The organism is Ktedonosporobacter rubrisoli (assembly GCF_004208415.1).
GTDB lineage: Bacteria > Chloroflexota > Ktedonobacteria > Ktedonobacterales > Ktedonobacteraceae > Ktedonosporobacter > Ktedonosporobacter rubrisoli.
The window spans coordinates 6,160,074-6,181,853 of the sequence record NZ_CP035758.1 but is presented as its reverse complement, the minus strand read 5'-3'; the positions used below and the strand labels follow the sequence as shown (position 1 = coordinate 6,181,853).

General features: G+C 53.4%; 19 protein-coding genes. 8 read left to right on the top strand and 11 right to left on the bottom strand.

Going from position 1 to position 21,780, the window contains the following annotated elements; genetic code table 11:
* The first annotated feature begins 75 nt into the window (after positions 1-75).
* The 4 genes from EPA93_RS26805 to murJ all read left to right on the top strand — a co-directional run bounded on the left by EPA93_RS26805 (position 76) and on the right by murJ (position 4,399).
* Entirely contained in the window at positions 76-756 is a 681-nt protein-coding gene (locus EPA93_RS26805; RefSeq protein ID WP_165423414.1) for a WecB/TagA/CpsF family glycosyltransferase, read from the top strand.
* Positions 753-1,775, top strand: a complete 1,023-nt coding sequence (locus EPA93_RS26800; protein WP_129890454.1) for a bifunctional heptose 7-phosphate kinase/heptose 1-phosphate adenyltransferase — start codon at positions 753-755, stop codon at positions 1,773-1,775. The genes EPA93_RS26805 and EPA93_RS26800 overlap by 4 nt, the downstream gene beginning before the upstream one ends.
* Positions 1,768-2,286 carry an adenylyltransferase/cytidyltransferase family protein gene (locus EPA93_RS26795; RefSeq protein ID WP_129890453.1) on the top strand — a complete coding sequence of 173 codons (519 nt, stop codon included), beginning with the start codon at positions 1,768-1,770 and terminating at the stop codon, positions 2,284-2,286. The genes EPA93_RS26800 and EPA93_RS26795 overlap by 8 nt, the downstream gene beginning before the upstream one ends.
* Before the next feature lie 352 nt (positions 2,287-2,638).
* Positions 2,639-4,399: a murein biosynthesis integral membrane protein MurJ gene (murJ, locus tag EPA93_RS26790; RefSeq protein ID WP_129890452.1), complete on the top strand. Its 1,761-nt coding sequence runs from the start codon at positions 2,639-2,641 to the stop codon at positions 4,397-4,399.
* 222 nt (positions 4,400-4,621) lie between these two features.
* Here murJ and EPA93_RS26785 read toward each other — a convergent pair whose 3' ends face one another.
* Both EPA93_RS26785 and EPA93_RS26780 read right to left on the bottom strand, forming a co-directional pair.
* Positions 4,622-5,569, bottom strand: coding sequence for an alpha/beta hydrolase (locus EPA93_RS26785; RefSeq protein ID WP_129890451.1), 948 nt, complete (start codon positions 5,567-5,569; stop codon positions 4,622-4,624).
* A gap of 85 nt (positions 5,570-5,654) precedes the next feature.
* On the bottom strand, positions 5,655-6,494 hold the full coding sequence (locus EPA93_RS26780) for a PIG-L family deacetylase (protein WP_129890450.1): 840 nt from the start codon (positions 6,492-6,494) through the stop codon (positions 5,655-5,657).
* Between the two features lie 455 nt (positions 6,495-6,949).
* Here EPA93_RS26780 and EPA93_RS26775 point away from each other — a divergent pair, with 455 nt between their 5' ends.
* Positions 6,950-7,714, top strand: coding sequence for a phosphate signaling complex PhoU family protein (locus EPA93_RS26775; protein ID WP_129890449.1), 765 nt, complete (start codon positions 6,950-6,952; stop codon positions 7,712-7,714).
* A gap of 103 nt (positions 7,715-7,817) precedes the next feature.
* Here the strand turns inward: EPA93_RS26775 and EPA93_RS26770 are convergent, their stop codons facing one another.
* The 5 genes from EPA93_RS26770 to EPA93_RS26750 all read right to left on the bottom strand — a co-directional run bounded on the left by EPA93_RS26770 (position 7,818) and on the right by EPA93_RS26750 (position 13,003).
* On the bottom strand, positions 7,818-8,645 hold the full coding sequence (locus EPA93_RS26770) for an SGNH/GDSL hydrolase family protein (RefSeq protein WP_129890448.1): 828 nt from the start codon (positions 8,643-8,645) through the stop codon (positions 7,818-7,820).
* Between the two features lie 238 nt (positions 8,646-8,883).
* A complete protein-coding gene (locus tag EPA93_RS26765; RefSeq protein WP_129890447.1) occupies positions 8,884-10,332 on the bottom strand; it encodes an NADP-dependent isocitrate dehydrogenase in 1,449 nt (482 codons plus the stop codon).
* 395 nt (positions 10,333-10,727) lie between these two features.
* The gene (locus tag EPA93_RS26760; protein ID WP_129890446.1) at positions 10,728-11,303 is read right to left on the bottom strand and encodes a beta-class carbonic anhydrase; all 576 of its coding nucleotides are present in this window, start codon (positions 11,301-11,303) and stop codon (positions 10,728-10,730) included.
* Between the two features lie 153 nt (positions 11,304-11,456).
* Positions 11,457-12,149, bottom strand: coding sequence for a hypothetical protein (locus tag EPA93_RS49210; RefSeq protein ID WP_207229215.1), 693 nt, complete (start codon positions 12,147-12,149; stop codon positions 11,457-11,459).
* Positions 12,150-12,391: 242 nt separating this feature from the next.
* Positions 12,392-13,003, bottom strand: a complete 612-nt coding sequence (locus EPA93_RS26750) for a TetR/AcrR family transcriptional regulator (RefSeq protein ID WP_129890445.1) — start codon at positions 13,001-13,003, stop codon at positions 12,392-12,394.
* A 200-nt stretch (positions 13,004-13,203) separates the two neighbouring features.
* Between EPA93_RS26750 and EPA93_RS26745 the strand changes: the two genes are divergently transcribed.
* The gene (locus EPA93_RS26745; RefSeq protein ID WP_165423413.1) at positions 13,204-13,674 is read left to right on the top strand and encodes a YybH family protein; all 471 of its coding nucleotides are present in this window, start codon (positions 13,204-13,206) and stop codon (positions 13,672-13,674) included.
* 204 nt (positions 13,675-13,878) lie between these two features.
* Here EPA93_RS26745 and EPA93_RS26740 read toward each other — a convergent pair whose 3' ends face one another.
* From EPA93_RS26740 to EPA93_RS26725, 4 genes are all read right to left on the bottom strand, one after another.
* Positions 13,879-17,136 (bottom strand): ABC transporter permease, encoded by a 3,258-nt coding sequence (locus tag EPA93_RS26740; RefSeq protein WP_129890443.1) that lies wholly within the window; start codon positions 17,134-17,136, stop codon positions 13,879-13,881.
* Positions 17,133-17,804 carry an SGNH/GDSL hydrolase family protein gene (locus tag EPA93_RS26735; RefSeq protein ID WP_165423412.1) on the bottom strand — a complete coding sequence of 224 codons (672 nt, stop codon included), beginning with the start codon at positions 17,802-17,804 and terminating at the stop codon, positions 17,133-17,135. The genes EPA93_RS26740 and EPA93_RS26735 overlap by 4 nt, the downstream gene beginning before the upstream one ends.
* Before the next feature lie 156 nt (positions 17,805-17,960).
* Positions 17,961-18,197 carry a preprotein translocase subunit SecG gene (gene secG / locus EPA93_RS26730; RefSeq protein ID WP_165423411.1) on the bottom strand — a complete coding sequence of 79 codons (237 nt, stop codon included), beginning with the start codon at positions 18,195-18,197 and terminating at the stop codon, positions 17,961-17,963.
* Between the two features lie 119 nt (positions 18,198-18,316).
* Positions 18,317-18,841: a hypothetical protein gene (locus tag EPA93_RS26725; protein ID WP_129890440.1), complete on the bottom strand. Its 525-nt coding sequence runs from the start codon at positions 18,839-18,841 to the stop codon at positions 18,317-18,319.
* Positions 18,842-19,385: 544 nt separating this feature from the next.
* Between EPA93_RS26725 and EPA93_RS26720 the strand changes: the two genes are divergently transcribed.
* Both EPA93_RS26720 and EPA93_RS26715 read left to right on the top strand, forming a co-directional pair.
* On the top strand, positions 19,386-20,780 hold the full coding sequence (locus EPA93_RS26720) for a glycosyltransferase family 2 protein (protein ID WP_129890439.1): 1,395 nt from the start codon (positions 19,386-19,388) through the stop codon (positions 20,778-20,780).
* Between the two features lie 299 nt (positions 20,781-21,079).
* Entirely contained in the window at positions 21,080-21,721 is a 642-nt protein-coding gene (locus EPA93_RS26715) for an MBL fold metallo-hydrolase (protein WP_129890438.1), read from the top strand.
* The last annotated feature ends 59 nt before the right edge of the window (positions 21,722-21,780 follow it).

Below are 21,780 nucleotides of genomic sequence, written 5' to 3'. Positions count from 1 at the left end.
ACTCAATCTGAAGCGCCTGCTTTTGTGCTGGGAGTCCGCGTGGACCGTGTTTCGCAAAGGCAGGCGCTTGCGTGTATGGAGCAGATGGTTACGCGCCGACGAACAAACGGTGAGCCCTGTCAGCAGGTCGTGACCGTCAACACTGAGTTTATTATGGCAGCTCAGCGCGACACGATCTTTCGTCAATGCATCAATCAGGCTGCTCTGGTGGTGGCGGATGGTATGGGTGTGGTCTGGGCTACAAAGTATCTGCGAGAACCGGCTCCCGAACGTATTACTGGTATAGATACTCTTATCGAACTGGCAAAACTTTGTGCCGCGAAGGGCTACCGCATCTATTTGCTAGGGGCTGCCCCGGGCGTGGCGGAGCAGGCGCGTGCACGCCTGGAGAGTCTGGCCCCAGGTTTGCAGGTGGCCGGAACGTACGCCGGCTCGCCGGCTCCTGAAGAGGAAGAGGAGATTATCGGGCGCGTCAGGGAGGCCAAAGCAGACATTTTGTGCGTGGCCTATGGAGCCCCTGCCCAGGAATTATGGATACGGCGCAACATTGTACGCCTGCCCGTGGCTATCGCGATGGGGGTTGGTGGCGCATATGATTTTCTTGCCGGTCGTCAACGACGTGCACCAAAGACGATGCAGCGTATGGGCCTTGAGTGGCTCTATCGGCTCTATCGGGAGCCGTGGCGTATTAAACGTATGCTGGCGATACCGCAATTTATGGTATTGGTCTTGCTAAAGGGACGCAACAAGCTATGACATCTACTATTTCTAATACAACTCCCGCACGCTTGCGAGCTTTGATCAATGTCTTTCGAGATAAACGCTTGCTGGTGATCGGGGATATGGTCGCAGACGAGTACGTGATTGGCCGCCCAACTCGCATTTCGCGAGAAGCCCCCGTGTTGATTCTTGAGCTGGCTGAAGAGCGCACAATTCCCGGGGGCGCGACGAATGTGGCAGTGAATGCGTGCGCGCTGGGTGCCGAGGTGTTCCTGGCAGGCGTGGTCGGTGCTGACCTGCCTGGTCAACGTCTGCGTGAGGCCATAGACGCGCTAGGAATGCATCAGGATGGGTTGGTGACCGATACCTCTCGCCCGACTTCAACGAAGACGCGCATTATGGCCGGTAGCACCCAGCTTGTCCAGCAACATATAGTGCGCGTCGATCGCGTGGATAAGAGCGATGTTTGTGAGCCCCACAAGGGCAAGGTTATTGAGTATATCAAAAAAGTTTTGCCTTCTATTGATGCTGTTGTGCTCTCTGACTATGAAAATGGTATGATTAGCCCTGAGATTATTGAGACCTGTATTCCGGCTGCGCGCGCTCTGCACAAGGCAATTGTGGTGGACTCGCACGGCTCACTCTTCCGTTTCCGCGGCGTGACCGCGCTAACTCCCAATCAGCCGGAGGCAGAATCGACACTCGGGATGACGATTACTACGAAAGCAGACCTGGAGCAGGCCGGCCGGCGTTTACTCGAAGGCAGCGAGGCTCAAGGGGTTCTGATTACACGCGGAAGTGAGGGGATGTGCCTCTTTGAAGCTGGCAAACCCCCCCTCCATTTTCCTATTCACCCACTCCCTTTTGCCAGTGAGATCGTAGATGCTAATGGAGCTGGTGATACGGTAGCGGCTACCTTTACCTTAGCCTTGACTGCCGGAGCCAGCATGGCAGAGGCGGCTTATCTGGCTAACGCTGCTGCTGCTCTCGTTGTACGCCGTCTGGGTTGTGCCAGTAACAAACCGGAAGAATTGATGAGTGTGCTTGATGAATAAGCTTTTGTACGATACCCGACATAAGATCTGGTTGCGCGAGGAGCTGGTGGAAGAGGTACAGTATCGCCAACGGCGCGGTGAGCGAGGCGTCTTTACCAATGGTTGCTTTGATCTGCTGCACCTGGGACACATACGCTATTTGCAAGAGGCCCACGACCTGGGGGATTTCCTGATTCTTGGCCTGAACAGCGACGAGAGCGTGCGCAGCCTGAAGGGACCCGCGCGTCCGTTGGTACCGGAGGCCGAACGGGCCGAGATTATGGCCGCGCTTACCTGCGTCGATTATGTGACGATCTTCCCTGAGACCACGGCCAGCGCTCTCTTGAATTGTTTGCAGCCCGATGTGTATGTAAAGGGCGGCGATTATGCTTCTCAGGAAGGGGCGCCCGATCCCGAGCGTTTGCCAGAGGCCTCTGTGGTTCAGGCCTATGGTGGTGTTGTGCGTCTCATCCCCTACTTGCCCGGTCATTCAACCACTGAACTGATTGCCGAGATCAAGGATTTACCGTAAAATAGCTCTACAACGCCAGGGCGAGAAGCAAGGCGGGTGCAATCCTTCTGTTCTGCCTAAGTTCGGAAGGATTGGGCTTGCAGACACCATTGCATGGTTTGCTTGGGGGAATAGTGTGTCTTATGCGCTCGGCCCAGTGCGCGAATAAACAGTCTGTCAAAGCAAGAGGGGATTGTTAAGGGCAGAGCCCTTAACCGGGGCTTGGGGGCAACGTCGCGATCGAGCGAATTGCGCCCCAATTACCCATATTCTTTGGTCGCCGAAGAGGAAAGCGGGGAGTGGAAGGGCAACAAAGACAAAGTACAGCTCTCTTAGCTTGACAGACTCCTGATATAAGGAGCGAAAAATTTGTATGGCAAAAGACTCTATTGAAAAGGATCAGCATGACAATACAAACTCTGGCGTTGAGGCAATCCCTGTTGTCACAGCTGGAGCTATCGCCGATGGTCAGCTGGGGACGGAGACCATCGTAGAAGATGTGGAAGAGCAGCCGGAAACTAGCAAAGCTGGAGACCGTCATGAGCTGATCAAATCCGCGACTCTGACCATGCTTGGCAGCCTGGGCACCAGCTTAATGGGCATGGTGCGCCAGATAGTCATTGCCGCGACTGGTGATAAGATCTCTGGCTCCTTTCAGGCAGCTTATACGCCCGCGCAAACCTTTAATGATCTCCTGGCGACCGGGACCGTTTCCAGCGCCCTTATTCCCACCTTTAATGATTATGCCGCGCCTGACAAGCGCGAAGAGCTGCGGCGCCTGGTTTTTACAGTCGTAAACCTTGTCATCATTATTATGCTGGCCGCCTCAATAATATTCTTTTTTATCGCGCCCTGGTTTATTGATTTGCTGGTTGGACATTATAAGGCAGATAGTAAAGATCTGACGATTCAGTCAGCCCGCATTATATTTTTTGCCCTGATCGCCTTTGGCCCGTTCTCGGTTTTGCAGGCCGCCCTCTATGCCCGCAAGGAATTTGGTTGGCCGGCCTTTGCATCGGTAGCCATCCATTTAGGCATTATCCTGGGTGCCATCGTCGGTAGCATTCTTGGCGTGCAGTATTTGGGACAGTATGGAATGGCCGTTGGCGTTGTCGTGGGTGGGGTTGGCGAGTTGCTCTTGCTTATTCCGGGCATGCGTCATCAGCAGTTCAAGTATATGTTTGTCCTTGACCTCAAGCATCCCGCCCTGCGCCATATCCTGCGGCTCTATGCTCCAGTTGCTCTCAGCTTTGCAGTTAGCATGGTCTTCACCTTCCTTGATCAATGGTTGACCACCAATGCCCCGTGTCCAACCTGGATTCATGGCGTAAAGTACTGCTCGGAGGCGAACCTGAGCGCGATGCGCTTCTCCACAACCCTGATCCAGTTTCCCATAGGCCTGGTAGCTGCGGCCCTCTCCTATGCCATCCTGCCCACCCTCACCACCTATGCGCGCGAAGGAGAGATGGAGCGCTTTAAAGACATGCTCCTGCTGGGTTTTCGCCTTGGCCTCTTCCTGATGATCCCGGCAATGGCTGGCCTGATCGTCTTACAGGAGCCAATTGTGCGCACGATCTTTGAGCATGGAGCCTTTAGCGATCAGGACGGCATTCTAGCTTCGGTGGCTCTGCAGAACTACGCTTACCAGTTACCGTTTGTGGCCATTGATCAATTATTGATCGCCGCATTTTATGCGCGCAAGCAAACGCTAATCCCCGTCTTAACCGGCTTTGCCGGCTACATTGGCTATCTGGCTGTCGCGCTACCCTTCTCGCACACGATCGGGATGCCGGCCCTGGCTTTTGCCAATGCGGCCCAGAACATCTTGCGCGCCGTCGTCCTGCTGATCGTGATAAGAATGGTGATTGGCTCTATCCACTTTCGCAAAGCCATTCCGACCATTTTGAAGATCATCCTGGCTACGCTCATCATGTCTGGCGTGGCCTGGGGATTGCAGATGCTGCTCGGCCAGGTCCCGCTCTTCTCCCTTAATTACCTGCCGGGTCGTCTCTTGACTCTGCTGGTGGCCGGTGGCATTGGCATGGGCGTCTATTTTGGCGGTGCGCTTGTGCTCAAGGTGGAGGAAATTAATATGCTCAAGGGTACAATTATGGCCAAGCTTGGCAAGAAATAGAGAGAGTCGCTTAACGTTTTCTCTTTTCGAACTATCCAGGACTACTGCATCACTTAGCAGATGAGAGAGCTTCTGAAGCATGCTCACCTATTCGGAATGCCGAACAGGTCAGGTGGTTTCCTAAGTCTTTCTCACCTGAGAACTGGCGCTGTAGTCCTGGAGCTTGTGAGGAACTTGCTGTCAAAGGGATGGCAACGATGAGCGTTAGTTGAAGCCTAAACGTTATACCAGGGCTGAGCTGTCAAGACGCTCTTTGAGCCAATTTATGATATCTTGCCTTGCGGCTGCACCCATCTTTGTCGGATGCGATGTAAAGCCATGCACAGCCTCAGGGTAAACTCGTAAATCCACTTCACCCCCAGCTGCTGAAAGCCTCGCCGCCATAGCAAAGGTATCTTCAAGTAAAATATCTGCTGTCCCTACCACCATCAACGCTGGTGGTAAACCTTTCAGGTCACCATAAAGCGGCGATATATCAGGTTGCGTTTTGTTGGCAACCTTCCCTACGTAAGCCTGGATAAAATACTCGTCAGCATAACGCCTCCCGCCAGGCGTTTGGCCGCTTAAGTCGTAGGCACCAAACTGTAAAACTGCCCCAAGAAATGGAGCTATAAGGTTGTTATCACGCAGTCGGAGCAAGCTGGTCATCGTCAAGGTTGAACCTGCCGAAGCACCACCAATGAGTAAGCGTGTTGTTCCAAACAGCGACTTGGCTTGCTTGACAAGCCAAAAAGCCGCTGTAGCACAGTCATCAGGAGCCGCAGGCCACGGATTTTCGGGCGCCAATCGGTAATCAACGCTTACTACTGTGGCTCCGAGAGCATCAGCAAGATGGGCATTTTGTGTATCGCCTCTCGCCGCCGATTCGAGATAAAATCCGCCACCGTGAATGTCAAGGTAGACGCCTCGTGGTTTAGCTTGCTTAGGCTTGATTATTCTTACAGGAACTTTTCTGCCATCGGCCTCGGCAATACTTTCAACAACTTGACGGTCAAGAAGTCTGCCAGACGGTTTGCGGGCTTCACGCGCCTCTTGCAATCCGCTAGGAGTAGTCAAATCTGGTTGCTTTTTACCCTGCGCGGCGGCTTTCCTGGCTTCAATAAACTGCTGACTCTCATTTACCAGGGGTTTCAATCCAGGTTCAATTAGCTGTTTTAGTCCAATTTGCATAGTCTCCCTTTTATGGTCACCTTACGCGTGACCATCGGTTTGCTTGTCCTATACTATTTGGGCAGAGAGGTAGCAGGGGCAAAACCTATGGCACGCGGGCGAAAAGATCGTTTTCGCCGATGACATCAGGGCCAACGCGTGAGGTTGCCAGTTGGTAATACTCGGTGCTGCGCCATTTACGCTGTAAATCTTCTGGCAGGCGTGAGAGGGTGGCCCCGGAGCCCAATTGGGTGCGGTGCATGGCCCATGAGCGCACTTTTGTCTCATGCCAGCGTTCTACATCTAGCACAACGCTGATCTGGTCGTCGGCCAGGCCAAATTGATTTGGATCAAGATCAGTGAAGACGCTCTCGGAATTCTGGGATTGGAGCCAGTCTACCATCATGAGCACCTGGCGGCGTGCGAAGGAGCTGTAATAGAGCTTCGAGACCGCGTGAGCCGGGCCTAGCTCGGGATATTGTACGCCATCGGCTGCCGCGTGGAATGCCCCGGTCGCATACTGATAAATGGCAATATGGTCGGGATGGCCATAGCCGCCGGTCTCATCAAAAGTAATCATCACCTGGGGACGGAACTCTCGGATAATCGTCACAAGCTTGCCAATGGCATCGGCAGCGCTGGCTCGTACCAGGGAGCGGGGATCATTGTTCTCAGGCGTGCCAGCCATGCCCGAATCCCGATAGCCAAGAAACCAGAGGTTGGCAACTCCCAGAATATCCGCTGCAGCGCGCATTTCGCCCTCGCGCACCTGGCCAAGATTCTCGGGCGTAGCCAGAGCCGGGTCGGCGATCTCGCCCACCTCTCCGCGCGTGGCATAAATCAGCCCTGTTTCAACTCCAGACGTGTTATACTGTAATAGCGCGCCACTGATCAGCCCCTCATCATCGGGATGGGCGAAGACGCCTAACAACCTTTTTTCTGACATATATAATGATCCTTTGCTTTTTACCTTTTTAGAGTAGTGGTCTGTCAGGGCTCAAGTGAGGCGTGAAACAAGCGGGGATGCAAGGGGCGGCCGCCCCTTGACTGCGGCCTTGAGGCTACGTCGCGCTCAAGCGAATTGTGCCTCAGCTCCCTCCCTTGCCAGCCGCCGCAGGCGGCTACCTCACCACATGAGGTTTGACAAAGCAGTAAAACCTTTCTGTTACTGTAGCACGCGTGAAGAAAAGCTGTCAATTCTAAATATTTTAGACGCTTATCCCTAAACGATGGAATGAGTATTTTACCATGATTTAACATATCATGTCTATCTTTTCTATGATAGATGTGCTAGACTAACTTTAACGTGCCAGCAGGGATGGCTTTGCACGGTATAGCTGTGTATATGGCGCGATGCGGGCCACGTATATGGTGCGAATACGAGACGGAGGAGAGAGCTACATGACAAGAACAGTCCTGGATAAAGAGCTGCAAGAATTAGATGACCAGATAGTCCGTCTGGGTTCTCTGGTTGATGAGGCACTTTGTAAGGCCTTGGAGGCCCTGGATTCCGGCGATATAGCCGAGGCTGGCATGGTGATTGAGGGCGATGCGATTATCGATAGCCTGCGCGCCGCCATTGAGGAGCATGCCATCCGCTTGCTTACCCTGCAACAGCCGCTGGGTGGGCGCGATTTGCGCTATCTTACCTCGGCCCTCTCTATCGCTGGCGATCTCGAACGGATCGGCGATGGCGGCGCGGGCATTGCCCAGAATATCTTGCGCATGGCCCCGTTGCGCCGCTCTAACGGGTCCGCGCAGCCAGCTGAGAGCATTACCCCTGACAAGAACGGTGATAACCCGATCACTGAAGAGGCGATTATGCGCGGTATTCAAGAGTTGGGCAAAGAGGCGCGCCGCGTATTGCAGGGAACTATGAAGGCCTTTAAGGATCGCGATGTCAGCGCTGCACGCTATATCTGGGAAGAGGACGATGTTGTGGATGTACGCTACCATTTGGTGCGCCATGATTTAATGGCCTTGATGACTGGAGCACGTGCTATCCCCGCTCTACAAAGTGACTCGCTTATCCTCCAACGTGCTACCTATCTGCTCTGGATCGCTCATAAGCTGGAGCGCGTGGCAGACCATTGTACCAATATTAGCGAACGCCTGATTTTTACCGTTGAGGGCGAGGCAAGCGTCGGGAGTTCGGAAGCAAAATAGCCGGCACTTGCCCGGCTGCCCCGCAGTATTCCTGATATGCTAATGCGCTTCATTCCTGGCAAGGATGCCGGGTGTCTCGCCCTCTTGTCTCCTTTTAGGCCGCTTAATAGCGGCCTGTTCTATTTGTTTGCATGGCTTTCCAAAAATAGTTGGCAAGTTGTACATATCCTGCAGGGCTGGGATGAAAACCATCCTGGCTGACATAATCGGGGTGCGCGGTAATCAGACTTCCTTCAGCAAACAGATCTATAATCGTTACTGCATAGCGCGCTGCCATGTCCTGAATGCCAGCGTTCCAGTGCTTGATTTCGGCTATGGCCTTCACTCTTTGTTGCGCGTTAAGCTGCCGCTTGATGGTCGGGAGCCGCGTCAGATCTGGCAGATTGGCCATGACGATACGTGCGTGAGTCTGCTGACGCAGTTGCTGCAGGAGAGTATTCAGATCCTTCATGTAGTGCTCGTAGGTGATGCCGGCGATATAGTCGTTGACTACCAGCCAGATGGTAATCAGTTCAGGCTTTTTGGCAATGGCAGTGGGAAGCTCTTGCTGCAGGGCGGCATGAAGACGAATATCGCTAATCCCCAGATTGACAAGCTGTGAGCCAGCTGGTAAGCGCTGGGCCAGCAGATAGACGTAGCCCTGAGTTTGCGGATCGTCGCTTCCCACACCAACGGCGTCGGAGGCGCCCATGGCTACATAGGTTAGCGCACCATTGGCCAGCAACTGTTGTCCCGAAATGGGCTGCGTGGGGGTAGGCGTAATAGTGTGTGGTGGAATGCGAATGGCAGGCGGCGAGGGGGCTGTTGCGCTTCCGCAGGCTGTGCAGAGGAAGACAACTGCGATGAGTATGGCTGTAAGCAAGCGTTGTAATAGCGTGTATCCGCACTGCTGGTAGTGCCTCCGCTGTAAATGATGAAAAGTTCTACTCATCTTTCTGCTTCTGGGCTGTAGCGTTCTGTGGGCCTGTATGCTAAGCTCCAGGTCTTGTTAAAGCGGGCTATAAGCAAGATCTGCATTTTATCTTTTCTTCCCATATGCGCTAGCCGCAAGTAGCCGGCATTCCTGAATGGGCCTTGCATTCAGATAAGCAAGATGCAAGCGCACCTTGCAAGCTGCTTGGGCAGCTCTTCTGAATGCAGAGGATACGAGAACCGCTTGAATTGCTATGCTATTCGCCTGGTACCTGTGAGAAGCCGTTCTGGCCATCAAAGGTGTAAAGGTTCTCGGTCTTGATGAAGTCAAAGCCGCTGGCAGCGAGACGCTGCAGCAGTGCCGTGATCTGTTTGTGGCTGGTCGAGCCCCCTTTGGAGAGGAAGCGGCAGCGCCAATGATCGGTAGTAAAGGTCTCGGGCAATCCGTTTGGCCAGACCTTGGCCCCGCGGTTAGTGATAATAGTGAGCTCAAGGCCATCGCCGTTGGCGTGCTGGAGCTGTTCGCCAAGTTGATTGGCTGAGCCATTGCTCCAATCAAGGAAGACATCGATGCCGACCAGCTCTTTCTTTTCGGGAGCTGTCTGCTGAGTTGCATGCTTCTCGGGGGCCTTGCGCGGAGCTGAAGTATAGTTGACGGCCTTAAGCTTCTCGGGGCGCTGTCCCAGGCGGGCGACAACGGCATCCGCGAACTCTTTGGTCCCAACTTTTTGCTTGCTTACACCCTCGGTGTAGATGTCATAGGTATGGATGCCATCCTCGATAGTTTTCAGCCAGGCATTGTGTACGCGTGTAGCGACGTCGGGCTGGTTGATATGCACAAGCATCAAGACTGCCCCGAGCAGCAAGCCGGAGGGATTGGCAAGATTCTGACCGGCGCGACGCGGCGCTGAGCCGTGAATGGCCTCAAACATCGCACACTGCTCGCCGATGTTGGCTGAACCCGCCAGACCAACGGACCCGGCAATCTGCGCGGCTACGTCTGAGAGGATGTCGCCATACAGATTGGGCATGACCACCACGTCAAAGGACTCGGGCGTATCGGCAAGCTTGGCGGCGCCAATATCGACGATCCAGCTCTCGTTCTGGATATCGGGATATTCTTTGGCGATTTCGTCGAATACTTTGTGGAACAGGCCATCGGTTAACTTCATGATATTATCTTTCATGAAGCAGGTAACCTTTTTCCGGTTGTTGCTCCTGGCATATTCGAAGGCGTAGCGGACGATTCTTTCGGAGCCCGGACGACTTATGAGCTTCAGGGACTCCATCATATCGTGAGTCTGTCGATATTCGATACCGGTATAGGTATCTTCTTCGTTCTCGCGGATGATCACTACATCCATATTTGGATGCTTGGTATCAATGAACGGATAATAGGCTACGCAGGGGCGAACGTTGGCATAAAGTCCGAAGGTTGTGCGTGTGGTCACGTTAAGGCTCTTGTAACCGCCGCCCTGGGGAGTAGTAATCGGAGCTTTAAGGAACACTTGGGTGCGGCGCAGCGATTCCCAGGCGCTGGGCTCGATACCCGCGCTAATGCCGCGTAAGTAGACTTTTTCACCAACTTCAATAGGCTCAATCTCAATGTTGGCCCCGGCCTCTGTGATGATATGGAGCGTAGCGCTCATAATTTCAGGCCCAATGCCATCACCGTAAGCCACCGTGATGGGCGTCTTTTCTGCCATAAAGAGGTCCTTTCTTTGCAATAAGCAGCATCGAGTAGTATCGATGTGTTTTGCTATTATGCTGCGGTGAGCTTTCTCGCTAGTAGTCTGTCAAGGTTGGCGTGACGCGTGAAACAAGCGGGGATGCAAGGGGCAGCCGCCCCTTGACTGGGGCCTGGGGCTGTGCCCCAGCTCCCTCCTCCATCTGCCGCCGTAGGCGGCGCACTCGTCAATCTCGGCTTGACAAAGCACTAGCTTTGTGTTGGGGAAGCTATACCCACCGTTTTTAATTCTGATCAGGCACCAGTTGTGTTTGATGTAGGACGATAGCAGCTGTATGATCCAATTTACCTGTACGTAAAATCTTGGTTAATGTATCATATATTGCTATCAGCATTGTATCACACCAGAAAGTGTTAAGTAGTACCTCTAGTGTCTCTATCTACTAATGTCAGTTTACCCGTGTTTATATCGATAACGAGGCCGTGAACGGGGATACGCGGGAGATAGGGGCTGCTGCGAATCACCTCAACAACTTCTTTGACGTTGATGTGCACGTCGCTAAAGCCACCAAGCCACTTGATCAGCCCGTTGATATCGCCTAGCTTCTCCTGCTCAATAAGTTTTTGCGGATCTACTCCCAGCGCCTGCATGGAGGCAGTCAGGGTGGCCGGCTCAATATGAGAGAGGCCGCACTGCGTATGGCCAATGACAAGGACCTGTCGCACTCCTAAGAGATAGACGCCGCCAGCCAGCGAGCGAATCAGGTCGTTAGCACCTGCGGGGCGCTCAGGCTCCGAGATCGTGGCCCCGGCCGTGCGCAGTTCCAGAACGTCGCCGCGCTCCAGGCCCAGCGCGTCCTCGAACATGCGCACCAGGCGGCAATCCATACACGTTACAACGGCGGTATGCTTGCGGGGAGCGTGCCCGATAAGTGGCAAGGTGTTTTGCTGTAAAAAGCGCTCGTTGTTTGCCAGAAATTCATCAGGCATGATTAAATATCCTTCTTTCAGTTTATGTAATCGGGTTTTGCCCCCTCAGTGTAGCAGAGCGTGGACCCCCGGACAAGTCCCATATTTGGAGGACGAGTCATGTTTTTGTGTCGCTCTGGCGCTAACATCCTGTTATTGCTTTGAACGGCTTTCCTATGCCGGAGATGAATAGGTAGGCGGCCTTGGAGCTCCTTGCTTGTTAGCAAGATTTTTACCGAGTAGCCCGCCGAGCGCGCCAACACCAATCCCCAGTGCGATATTTAGAATGAGATTGAGCATGACACCCTGGGCGAGAACGCCGAGGTAGCTCCCAGGTAGCCTTCCCCTAAATACGCTCATGGTGAGGATGACATTGAGGACAAGCAGCAGACAATCGATGACAAAGTAACAGAGAGCCGCCCACAGACAGGCGGTGCTTGCTGCCTTCATCTCACCTGCACGTCGCGCTGAAAAGAAGCCAGCCAGGAAGTAGATAGACCAGTAAATCAACGTGAAAAACACAGCTATAAGCTGGAAGAAGAAGCTGAGCTGGGAAGCCGAGAGATAGTAGCGCCTTGCCATCTCTAGTATGGAAGGATTAAGCAAGCGGCTGCTTCCGAATTGAAGCAAGGCGACGGCTGCCAGGACTGCCCCAAAGATCAGCCCATACTTTAACGCGATCTTTCCCGACGTTTTCGTGACTGACTGTGGAGGTTGGTAACCGCCGTACGCGGGAGGATAACCAGCCTGGCCCGGATATGGCTGATAATAGGATGGGTATGCTGCTGGTGGTTGCTGCTCTGGTGGCGGCGGTGGAGCAAATGGCGGCTGTTGCTTCGATGGTGGTTGATAGGGTGGCTGCTGCAAATTTACTTCTCCTCATAAAATACTCTATCTGTTTGTCGCAATGGTATTATAACTATACGCATAATGGCACCTATGCACGAATGGGATTGTGCAAGCGATAGGAGCGTGGATCGCCTCTATCTCCTAGAGTATAGCATCTTTATATGGAACAGAAAGTGCGTGTGTCACTTGTGTGGGAAAGCCTCTATGTGCCAAGGGAATCTGGCGGCAGCGAGAAGCGCAACGAGGCGTGGTCTGGCAATTTATTCTTCCCATCGACTTGCTTCTTTGAGCGTAGAAATTACAAGATTGTAGCAGGAAATGGCGATCTGCCGAGGAAGGTCAGGCTGCTCCTGCTCAAACCACCAGGAAATGGCATCGACCAACATACCGGCCAGTAGTGTAGGTACGAAGCCTGAAGAGAAGGCACGTAGTGCCCGCAAACGCTTCTGATTTGGCGCGAAGGTGAGCCCTGCTGTCCGTTCACTAATTACTTCAGCCAGATAGGCGCGCATTCTGGTCTGAAACCAGGGACTTCCCTTTTCTCCGAGCAAGGCACGATAGAGCCTCCTGTAGGCCGTAAAATGCTCGAAGAGCCTCACCCAGGCTTCAGGTGGATGATCTTGCTCGGCTAGGCTCCAACCCTGGTCGATGTCGTGCATCATTGTCTGCATAGCTTCTGCAAAGATCTGTTCAACAAGATCATATTTATCCTGATAGTGCCGATAAAATGCGGCTCGGCTGACCATCGCGCGCTCGGCAATCGCTTCCACTGTCAGAGCGTCAAAGCGTTGCTCTTCGATCAAGGATACCAGTGCCTCTCGCAAAAGCTTGTGCGTCCGTCTCACTCGCAAATCGCGGCAGTTTTGAGTCATTTTTTGCTCCTTGTCTCATAAGTGACACTTCTTCTGACCTGTTCTTGTCTCTCCTGAACCGCTCAATTACACTTCGGGAAGAGTGGATACCACATAGAGCATATGTGTCACAAATGAATCTCTCTGTCAATCGTTCAACTTCTGGAGCAGCGCGTGAAAGCTACTCCAGGGAAAGTAAAGCACGAAAGGAAAACAAGCAGATGCCAACAGCTCTTGCTATGACCACTTTTGATAAACAATCATCCGAACAGTTCGGTCGGGCCTATGAAAAAACTTTCTATGATGGAGACTATATAGCTATGGCTTCGGTCTACACTGCTGATGCGAAGCTTTTGATTGAAGATGGAGAAATTATTGAAGGGCGAGAGGCTATCGCAGATTTTTGGAAGGCTGCTTGCGCAAGAGCGCAGAAAGTGCAGATGAAGCGTTCCATCCGCGATGATGAGTTAGAGAGCTCTGGCGATCTGGGATATAAACGGAATACGGTCACGCTGGAAATTCCGACGAGGGATGGCAAAACTGTAACCCACGTCATCAAGTCTATCACTGTCTGGAAGCGCGAAGCGGATGGCGTATGGCGCATTGTCCAGGATATCTCAAACCGGAATGCGCCCCTGGACCCCGGCCAATTTGCCTATGGCGTGGCGCTCGGAGATCAGGCAAAAGCATAAGGGAAGGAAGGTAGTTAGGTTCAGGCTCGTTGCTTAGAGGGCTGTCGCTTCAATGACAGTTGCTTTGAGCCGGGCCTGTTTGCACAGCTTCTACCAACTGCACGAGAGTGTGAAGCAAGAACGCCTGTATCATTCCCTCATACTTGCTCGGAAGAGGGACGGATTTCTTGTCACCCTCCTCATCGTGCTGCCCAATCCCTGGAGCTATTGATAGCGCAAGGCCTCGGCCGGAGCTACTTTGCCCGCCTGCCAGGCCGGCAAGAGCGCGCCAAGAAAAGAGGCCAGCAGCGCCACGCCAACGATCAGGGCCAATTGCTGCCAGGGAATACCGAAGGTCAGGCCGGTCTGGTAGCGCTCGAAGAAATTGGCAGCGAAGATATTGCGCGCCAGGATCAGGCCCAGCACAATGCCAAGCGCGCTGCCCAGCGCTCCGACCAGGAAAGATTCGAGCAAAAATGCGCCCTGAATAAGCTTGCGCCCACAGCCCAGCGCGCGCAGCATTCCTATCTGCTGTCGGCGTTCGACCACCGCGCGCGTCCCGGTAATTGCCAGGGCGGCCACGCCAAGCAAAAGCGTGATGCCCACTATACCCAGCAAGACGTTGCTGAGCAGAATGCGCGGTCCCCGCAACTGCCAGATCGCATCCTCAAGTACCGTAGTTTCCAGGCCATCATCAAGAAAGGCCGAACCAAGCTTCAGAGCCAGTCCACGCTTGTCCTGTCCCGGCGCCGCCTTAAAGTAATAGGTCTGCGCCTCGGGCGTATCCCCCTGGCTGCCCTTGGGATTGGCGATCCCGCTGCTATAGCTCGATTGTGGGATGTAGAGCCCGAAGTGCGCGCTATCGCTATTATCGACAACGCCAATAATTGTAAGTTTGACGGCTTTCTGGTTTTGCAGCCCAATCACCCAGAGAGGCGTAGCCGGAAAGCTCTTTTCGCCCTGATAGACGCCGCTCAGGGCGAAGGTGTAGCGCGGATCGAGTCCGGGCGGGGTGGCAGAAATCCCGGCCTGCGAGGCTGATGGCGTATTTGGATCATAGACCGGCGCTAAGAGATCATTGGAATTATAGGGCAGCGCGCTACTATCGATAAGTGCGTAATCGGGATGGCTCTGTAAGGCCTGCCAGACGGCACTATCGCTAGTAAGGCCCTGGGCCCGTGCCGTTAAGTGCAGACCATAGCCCTGCAGAAAACCGCCGCTCACCACCTGTGCCGGATAGAGCGACCAGCGCGGGGCATTTGCGCTAAGCTGAAGCACGCCTACCGCAGTGGTGGTGCGCTCGCCGATAACCGAGAAGGAGCGGGGATCAATGCCATTCTTTGCCAGGGAAGAAGAGAGGTCCGGTAGTGCCTTGAAATAGGCTTTGGCCTGGATATCATAGCCACCTGTTTGCGCATTGATATCGACATAGGTTTGCTGCATCGAATTGGTGATCACTGCCATCACCGTCATTGTAAAGACGACCATACTAAACATAATGATGCTCAGCCCGGTGCGCAAGCGGCGCTGCAAGGGATAGGCCGAAGCAAGCTTCGCGATCGCATAGAAACCTGCTAAGCGACTGCAGAGAGCCAGCAGGGGCCGCGTCAGGATCTCGGCGTTAGTGATGAGTGCCCAGACCATGCCCAGGATCATCATAAAGCCGGCCACAAAAAAGACCTCGATCCCGGCCGCAAAACGCGGCAAGCCCAGCCTGGCCAGGGCGTCAAAAGGCAGCGCCCAATAGGCCACAAGCGCCAGGCCCATCAGAGCGATACTGATGCCGGCAATGCTCTTCTGGCTCGCCTCGCCAAGACTATACTTGCGGCATATCAGCAGAAAGCCCTGTTCGAGCAGCGTTTTGAGCAGCAGGCCGGCCCCAATAATTACCAGCGAGAGCCCGAGCGAAAAAGGGATGATCTGCAGTGTATCAAGGCCAAGGCGCATAAAGCCGATCCCTGCCAACAGCGGAAGCAGGCCCAGGCGGGTCAGCGTGCTCAGCAAAGCGAGCAGAACCGCCGGCAGATATTCCAGTAAGATGCGACGCCCATAGCGCAAGGGACGTTTTTCTGTGCCAGCGCGCACGCGTAGCATTTGTTTGCTCAGGGTGGCCAGGCGGCTGGGCAACTCACGCAGCGCATAGATCGGGCGAGCCGGCTCGGGTAGATCGCGTATGGCCTCTACCACCGTCATGCGGCTAACGATCCAGGAAGAAAGTGCCACTGAAAAGAAAGTAAAAATCACTCCCAGGCAGTAAGCGATGATCAGGCTATGGGGCTGGAACGTCAGCTTGAGCGGAAAGTTGAAGCGCGTAAGAATGGGGCCAAGCAGCGTGACCAGCAGCGCGCCCACTCCCACTCCCAGGAGAAGCCCGATAAAAGAAGCCAGCAGATCGTACACCGCACCCTCAAAAAGGAACATCAGCACAAGCTGATGGCGCTGCACACCCAAAGCGCGCGCCATGCCCATCTCGGAGCGCCGTTCGGCTGCCAGGAGCACAAAGATCAGAAAGATCAAGAGCAGGCTGATGGCCAGGGCAAAGAGCGCAAAAAGTGCAAAGATGCGTGAGAAGATATCCTGAGCCTTCTGTGAGTTCTGCACGCCCTGCTCTTTCACCTTGATCACATGCACATGATGAGGGAGCTGATCCTCAAGGGCCTGCGAGACAGTCGTGGACAGGTCAACACCGCTCACGCCACCACCGCCAGCGTTAGCAATAAAGATCTGATTGATCTTGTGACTGGCATGCTCGATCTGCTGAAAGGTTTGCACATGGGTCAGCAGGTAAGGACTATCGCCAACCAGGCCGTTATTGCCCACAATCGCTCTGACATGGAGCGTATAGCGCTGGCCAGGCCAGCGTTGCGAGTAGAGATACAGCTTATCGCCAGCGCGGGCATTGAGCAGTTGAGCCAGCGTAAGGTTGAGATAGGCCTGATCGGAACCCAGTTCGCCGATCGTCAATTGTTTGCCATTGGTCTGATCCTGCATGCCGCCGAAGCCACGCTCGCTACCCGGTAGCACGCCCAAAGCCGTCACCTGTGAGCGCACCTGGCGCGAGCTCTGATCGGCGATCAGCAATTCGCTCTCGCGTAGCGCTGCTCCCACGGCCGCAATATGCGGATTGCGCTCGGCATAAGAATGCAGCCTGGTATAAATATCGTCCCTATAGAGCCCCAGCTCGCCGCGTCCACCCTCGATCAACTCATCGATATTACCCCAGTTATAGACCGCCACCGATTGGACAGCTGCCGTCAGCACATCTCCTGTGGCCAGCACGCTGGAAAGCAGCGTCGTCGAGAGCATGAGCGCAAAAACTATAAGCACCATTTGCAGGCGCCGGCGCGAAATATTGCGCACGCCTATTTTAAAGAAGATGGCATTGCCAAGGGCTAGCAAGATCACCCCAGCGACAATGCTACAGGTGATGATGATTAAGCTCTGCGTGAGGGTCTCGATTGGGATGCCAAAAAAGTCAGTCATGGGCGATTCTGCTGAAGAGCCTGGTAGAAGATCATCGCCAGCTGAGCATAGCCAGCATTGCTTGGGTGAAAGCCATCGCCGCTAATATATTCGGGATGGACGCTAAGCAAGCTCCAGGTCTGGGAGAGATCAACCAGTAAAACGTGATGCTTATCTACAACCGTAGCAATAGCCGCATTGTAATTTGAGATTTGTCGATGTAATTGCTCTGTATTAGCTGAGCGAAAGTGCGGCAACAGGGTAAGATCGGGCACATTGGCCACAGCGATATGCGTGTGAGGCAGTCGGGCCTGCAAGCGGTCGAGCAGCAAATCGAGATCGTGTTGATAGCCAGCCACGGGCACATTATCGGCAAGATCGTTGACCGCCAGCCAGATAGTTATAAGATCCGGGTGTGTATCGAGCGCCACGGGTAGTTCTATGTTCAACGCCTGGCGAACATGGATGCCAGGCACACCAAGATTAACCAGGCGTACATCCGGACCCAGCCGCGCAGCCAGATCCGCCGGCCAGCTTTCTGTGCGGGGATCGCTGGTCCCGATGCCAAAGGTGTCAGAGGCGCCGATAGCCACATACGTCAGGCGAGCCTTCGGTGCTTGCTGAATGCTCAGTTGATCGCTGGCGGCCTGCGGAGTGGCCAGGCCGTTACAGCCAGTCAGAGCTAGCAAAAGCAGTATGGTTAGTGCGAGTATTCCCGTAAAAGATTGGAAAAGCCGTATCGTGACTGCTTGCCTCCCTGCGCCTCTTCTGACAGAAGCATAAGGACCCATGCGCTGAAGTGGACAACTGATGAACGCGCTGTAGCGCTGTGTATCGGCGAACCTTTATTGAATGGCAGTACTGAGTAAGCAGATGACCCCAAAGAGTATCACGAAGGCAATCGTGATATTGAAGATCAAACGCTCGACGCCACGCCTGGTCTTAAACACAGAACCGGCGCTACTGCCACCGAAGGCGCTACCGAGGCCTGCGCCTCGCACCTGCAATAGGATAAAGATAACAACGGCAATACTCAGAATAATCTGCACAACTCTGATTGCCGGAATCCACTGTTGTAGCAAGGATCTTTCCTCTCTTTCCTGCGTTGCCAGGATAAAGCCATGAGTTAAGATAAGTACCGTATGATTTTAGCCGATTATATCATATATGAATGGCAGCGTCGAGGTGGCAAAACCTGCTGTTATTTGCTGTGGGCCCGCTCATGGCAGGTGGGACAAAGCACGACGAAATGTTTGGGATTATAGCGGTCAATAATATTTTCTGTGACATGGACCGTATGCAACTGTAGCGCCTCGAAATAGGTTCCGCACTCGGCGCACAGGTGGTGTGCCTCTTCGCTAAGCGTGCGCTTCAAGCGGCTCATCTGGGTAACGTGGATTGCATCAAGACAGACATGAAACGTCAATCCGGCCAGAATCAGTCCCAGCAGCCGGGAACGCAGGCGCATGGCAAGAAACAACAGAAGGCCGAGCAGCAAGGGATTGTGCAGAAACTTCGCCGCCGGACGCTGCGGCGGATCGGCCTGCTGAAAAAAGTGTACTGCAGCCGACAGACTGAGCGTACGCTGCGTAATCGCGTGCCAGATATAGTGATCGACATCAATAAAAATGCTCGCGGCGTACGGAATGAGCGTATCCTGTTTCAGCCAGGGTGCGGCCAGAAGAGCGGCGGCTGTCGATAACTTTAGATGTTCTTTTACATTCATCTGGGGGTGAACTCCTATTTTGCACGATTTCTACTAGATAGAAGCCATACATATTTTTACACGGACGAGTATAATTGGCAGCGAATGGCATGTCAACTTTCCCAGCTCAAGCGTTAATAATAGTAGGAGAAGCGCGTAAGGTCTTTGTCGCGCAAGCAAATTGATATATTTATAACTGTTACTCGCCTGCTATAACCATATCTCAACCGTAATCGCGCTCTATTTTTAGAGCTCCAGTGGTAAGATGGTAATCAGATGGTAGCATCTCTACGCTCAGGAGCCTGCGGTGTGGCACACTATAGATTAAGGAACGGGATATTCAGGAAACTGTATTAGGATAGGTAAAAAAGATTATAGGCCCAATGTATGCTAAATAAAAACGGATACTAAAGGTGTGATCTGATGATACTCTGGGTGCTTGTCCTGGATAGCACAGATTCCTAATAATAGAGGCGAAAATAATTAGCGATGAGGAGAGTCCTGTAAAAAAACAGCAGGTAACCGCCCTAGTCCCCTACAGAGACCGGGAAGGAGAAAGCCTTTCATGGCAACAAAGGTTGAGAATGACGTGAAAGTAAAACAAATGCATAGCGAAGTGGAAGGGGATGATAAGCGTGTTGGGTGTAGTATAGGTATCATGGCTTATAACGAGGAAGCAAATATTGCGCGCACCTTGCGAGCTGTGCTTGCTCAGGAAGGGCCTTCCATTTGTATAAAAGAAGTGATTGTCGTGGCCAGTGGATGTACTGATCATACAGTTCCTATAGTCAGCGAGATTGCTGAAGAAGAGCCGCGTGTCCGCTTGTTGGTGCAAGAGAAACGCGAAGGAAAAGCTTCGGCCATCAACCTCTTCCTGAAGAAAGCCACAAGTGAGGTTGCCGTGCTCATCGGTGCTGATGTCATTCCCGATGAAGTCGCTATTGAGAATCTGTGCTCACCGTTTCAGAATCCCGAGATTGGCATGGTAGGTGGGCGCCCGGTGCCGGTCAACGATCCTGCGACCTTTATGGGCCATGCCGTCCATTTATTGTGGCGCCTGCATGATCGTGTTGCGCGTATTCATCCCAAGTTGGGCGAGGTTATTGCCTTCCGCAACGTGATCTCGGGCATCCCCACCAATAGTGCCGTTGACGAAATCTCTATTCAGGCTCTCATCTCTCAACTTGGCTATAAACTTGTCTATAATCCCGCCTGTGTGGTCTACAACAAAGGGCCGATCACCGTGCGTGACTTCCTCAAGCAGCGCCGCCGCATCTATGCCGGCCACCTTAAGGTAAAGGCACAGCAGAATTATGAGGCCTCTACCATGAAGATAGGTCCCATCGTGCGCCAGCTTATCTATACGCGCGACTTTACCATGAGCTCGCCGCGCCAGGCTTTCTGGACGCTGGGAGCCGTGTCCCTCGAAGGCCTTGCGCGTATGCAGGGCTATTACGACTTCATGCGTAAGCGCGAGCATCACATCTGGCAGATGGTCGAGACAACCAAAGACCTGGAAGCTGGCCAGCATAAAGTGCGCCGTATCTGTAACGCGCAAAGCGTCATCGTCTTGCGCTGTATCATTGAGGGCGCTGCCGGCAACGACGTCAATCGGGAGCGTGAAGATCGCGAAGCCACCGAGGCCGCGCGTAAGCTCTTGCCCTCGATTCGGGCCAAGATCCGCAAAGAGGATATTCTCTCAGTCAATGGCCCCGGCATTCTTACCGCCGTGATAAGAGCCGAGCAGCAGGGCGCCGAGATTGTCGCGGAGCGCATCAAGCGCATCGTCGAGACCTCGACAGTGCGCGTGGGCCTGCGTGGAAGAGAAGTAAAAGTGCATGTTGCCTATAGCTCGCTCACCTTTGCCTCCAAGGCGCCCGATGGCACAATGACTGTGAAGGGACCTTTAATGAACGAGGAATTAGTGAGCGTCTTTTCCGCCGAGTCGCAGAAGCATTAGGTCGAGCAGGAGCTGAGGCTGCCAATTTCCGCTTTGCCAGATCGATATCTTTTGCCCGGCTCCGCGCATAACTGCTCAGTTATATTTTGACTGGTTTCTTGCCTCATTCTTTTTATGCTTGTTAGCTTAAAAGAAAAAGAAGCGAGTTGCCCTTGACAGGCCTGCTCTCCGCTGGCTAGAAGTCTGGCAAAAGGGCTATGCCCTTGTAGAACACATATCCCTATGGTAAAATACAATTCGGGCGAGGACGATATGGTCCCCGCCCGAACTTATGTAGAAATGCGGAAAGCACAGGCGCAATGGAAATTTCTTGGCTGGGCCACTCTTGCTTCTTATTACGTGGCAAAAAAGTTACATTAGTGACAGACCCCTTTTCTCCTCAGCAGGGAGAGGAATCCCGACTGAGTGAGATCAGCGCCTCCATTGTCACTGTCAGCCATAATCACTCCGGACATAATAATGTGGCAGGTGTTGGTGGAAGTCCACGTATCGTACGTGGGCCTGGTGAATACGAGATCAGCGATGTGCTCATCACGGGGATTGCCTCTTACCATGATGACAAGCGGGGGCAAGAGTACGGGCGCAATACCATCTACGTTATTCACATCGATGATCTTACGGTGTGTCACCTTGGAGATCTGGGTCATGTCCTGCGTGAAGAACAGTTGGAAGAAGTCGCGGATGTCGATATATTGCTGCTGCCGATTAGTGGAGATCATACTGTTAACGTAACCCATGCAGCAGAGATCATTAGCCAGGTTGAGCCACGTATAGTTATTCCCATGCATTACCGTCCCGCTACCACGGGCGATGTTCCTGATCCCCTGAATAAATTCTGTCGAGAGATGGGCATCGAGACGATGAATACGCAATCAAAGCTTGTTGTCACTCGTAATAGTCTACCTGCGGAGACGCAGATCGTATTATTGTCACCTCGATGACGAGTACCGCTGCTAAAAAGATGTAACTGGATTCCCTGCGGGGACGTTTTTATTGCATA

What these genes read in the sequence shown, in the direction of transcription:
- EPA93_RS26780 (WP_129890450.1), bottom strand. Translation starts at nt 6,494, where the DNA reads ATGTCAGAAAAAAGGTTGTTAGGCGTCTTCGCCCATCCCGATGATGAG.
- EPA93_RS26750 (WP_129890445.1), bottom strand. Translation starts at nt 13,003, where the DNA reads ATGACTCAAAACTGCCGCGATTTGCGAGTGAGACGGACGCACAAGCTT.
- EPA93_RS26720 (WP_129890439.1), top strand. Translation starts at nt 19,386, where the DNA reads ATGGCAACAAAGGTTGAGAATGACGTGAAAGTAAAACAAATGCATAGC.
- EPA93_RS26765 (WP_129890447.1), bottom strand. Translation starts at nt 10,332, where the DNA reads ATGGCAGAAAAGACGCCCATCACGGTGGCTTACGGTGATGGCATTGGG.
- EPA93_RS26725 (WP_129890440.1), bottom strand. Translation starts at nt 18,841, where the DNA reads ATGAATGTAAAAGAACATCTAAAGTTATCGACAGCCGCCGCTCTTCTG.
- EPA93_RS26775 (WP_129890449.1), top strand. Translation starts at nt 6,950, where the DNA reads ATGACAAGAACAGTCCTGGATAAAGAGCTGCAAGAATTAGATGACCAG.
- EPA93_RS26805 (WP_165423414.1), top strand. Translation starts at nt 76, where the DNA reads ATGGAGCAGATGGTTACGCGCCGACGAACAAACGGTGAGCCCTGTCAG.
- EPA93_RS26785 (WP_129890451.1), bottom strand. Translation starts at nt 5,569, where the DNA reads ATGCAAATTGGACTAAAACAGCTAATTGAACCTGGATTGAAACCCCTG.
- EPA93_RS26740 (WP_129890443.1), bottom strand. Translation starts at nt 17,136, where the DNA reads ATGACTGACTTTTTTGGCATCCCAATCGAGACCCTCACGCAGAGCTTA.
- murJ (WP_129890452.1), top strand. Translation starts at nt 2,639, where the DNA reads ATGGCAAAAGACTCTATTGAAAAGGATCAGCATGACAATACAAACTCT.
- EPA93_RS26745 (WP_165423413.1), top strand. Translation starts at nt 13,204, where the DNA reads ATGCCAACAGCTCTTGCTATGACCACTTTTGATAAACAATCATCCGAA.
- EPA93_RS26760 (WP_129890446.1), bottom strand. Translation starts at nt 11,303, where the DNA reads ATGCCTGATGAATTTCTGGCAAACAACGAGCGCTTTTTACAGCAAAAC.
- EPA93_RS26715 (WP_129890438.1), top strand. Translation starts at nt 21,080, where the DNA reads ATGGAAATTTCTTGGCTGGGCCACTCTTGCTTCTTATTACGTGGCAAA.
- EPA93_RS26795 (WP_129890453.1), top strand. Translation starts at nt 1,768, where the DNA reads ATGAATAAGCTTTTGTACGATACCCGACATAAGATCTGGTTGCGCGAG.
- EPA93_RS26800 (WP_129890454.1), top strand. Translation starts at nt 753, where the DNA reads ATGACATCTACTATTTCTAATACAACTCCCGCACGCTTGCGAGCTTTG.
- EPA93_RS26770 (WP_129890448.1), bottom strand. Translation starts at nt 8,645, where the DNA reads ATGAGTAGAACTTTTCATCATTTACAGCGGAGGCACTACCAGCAGTGC.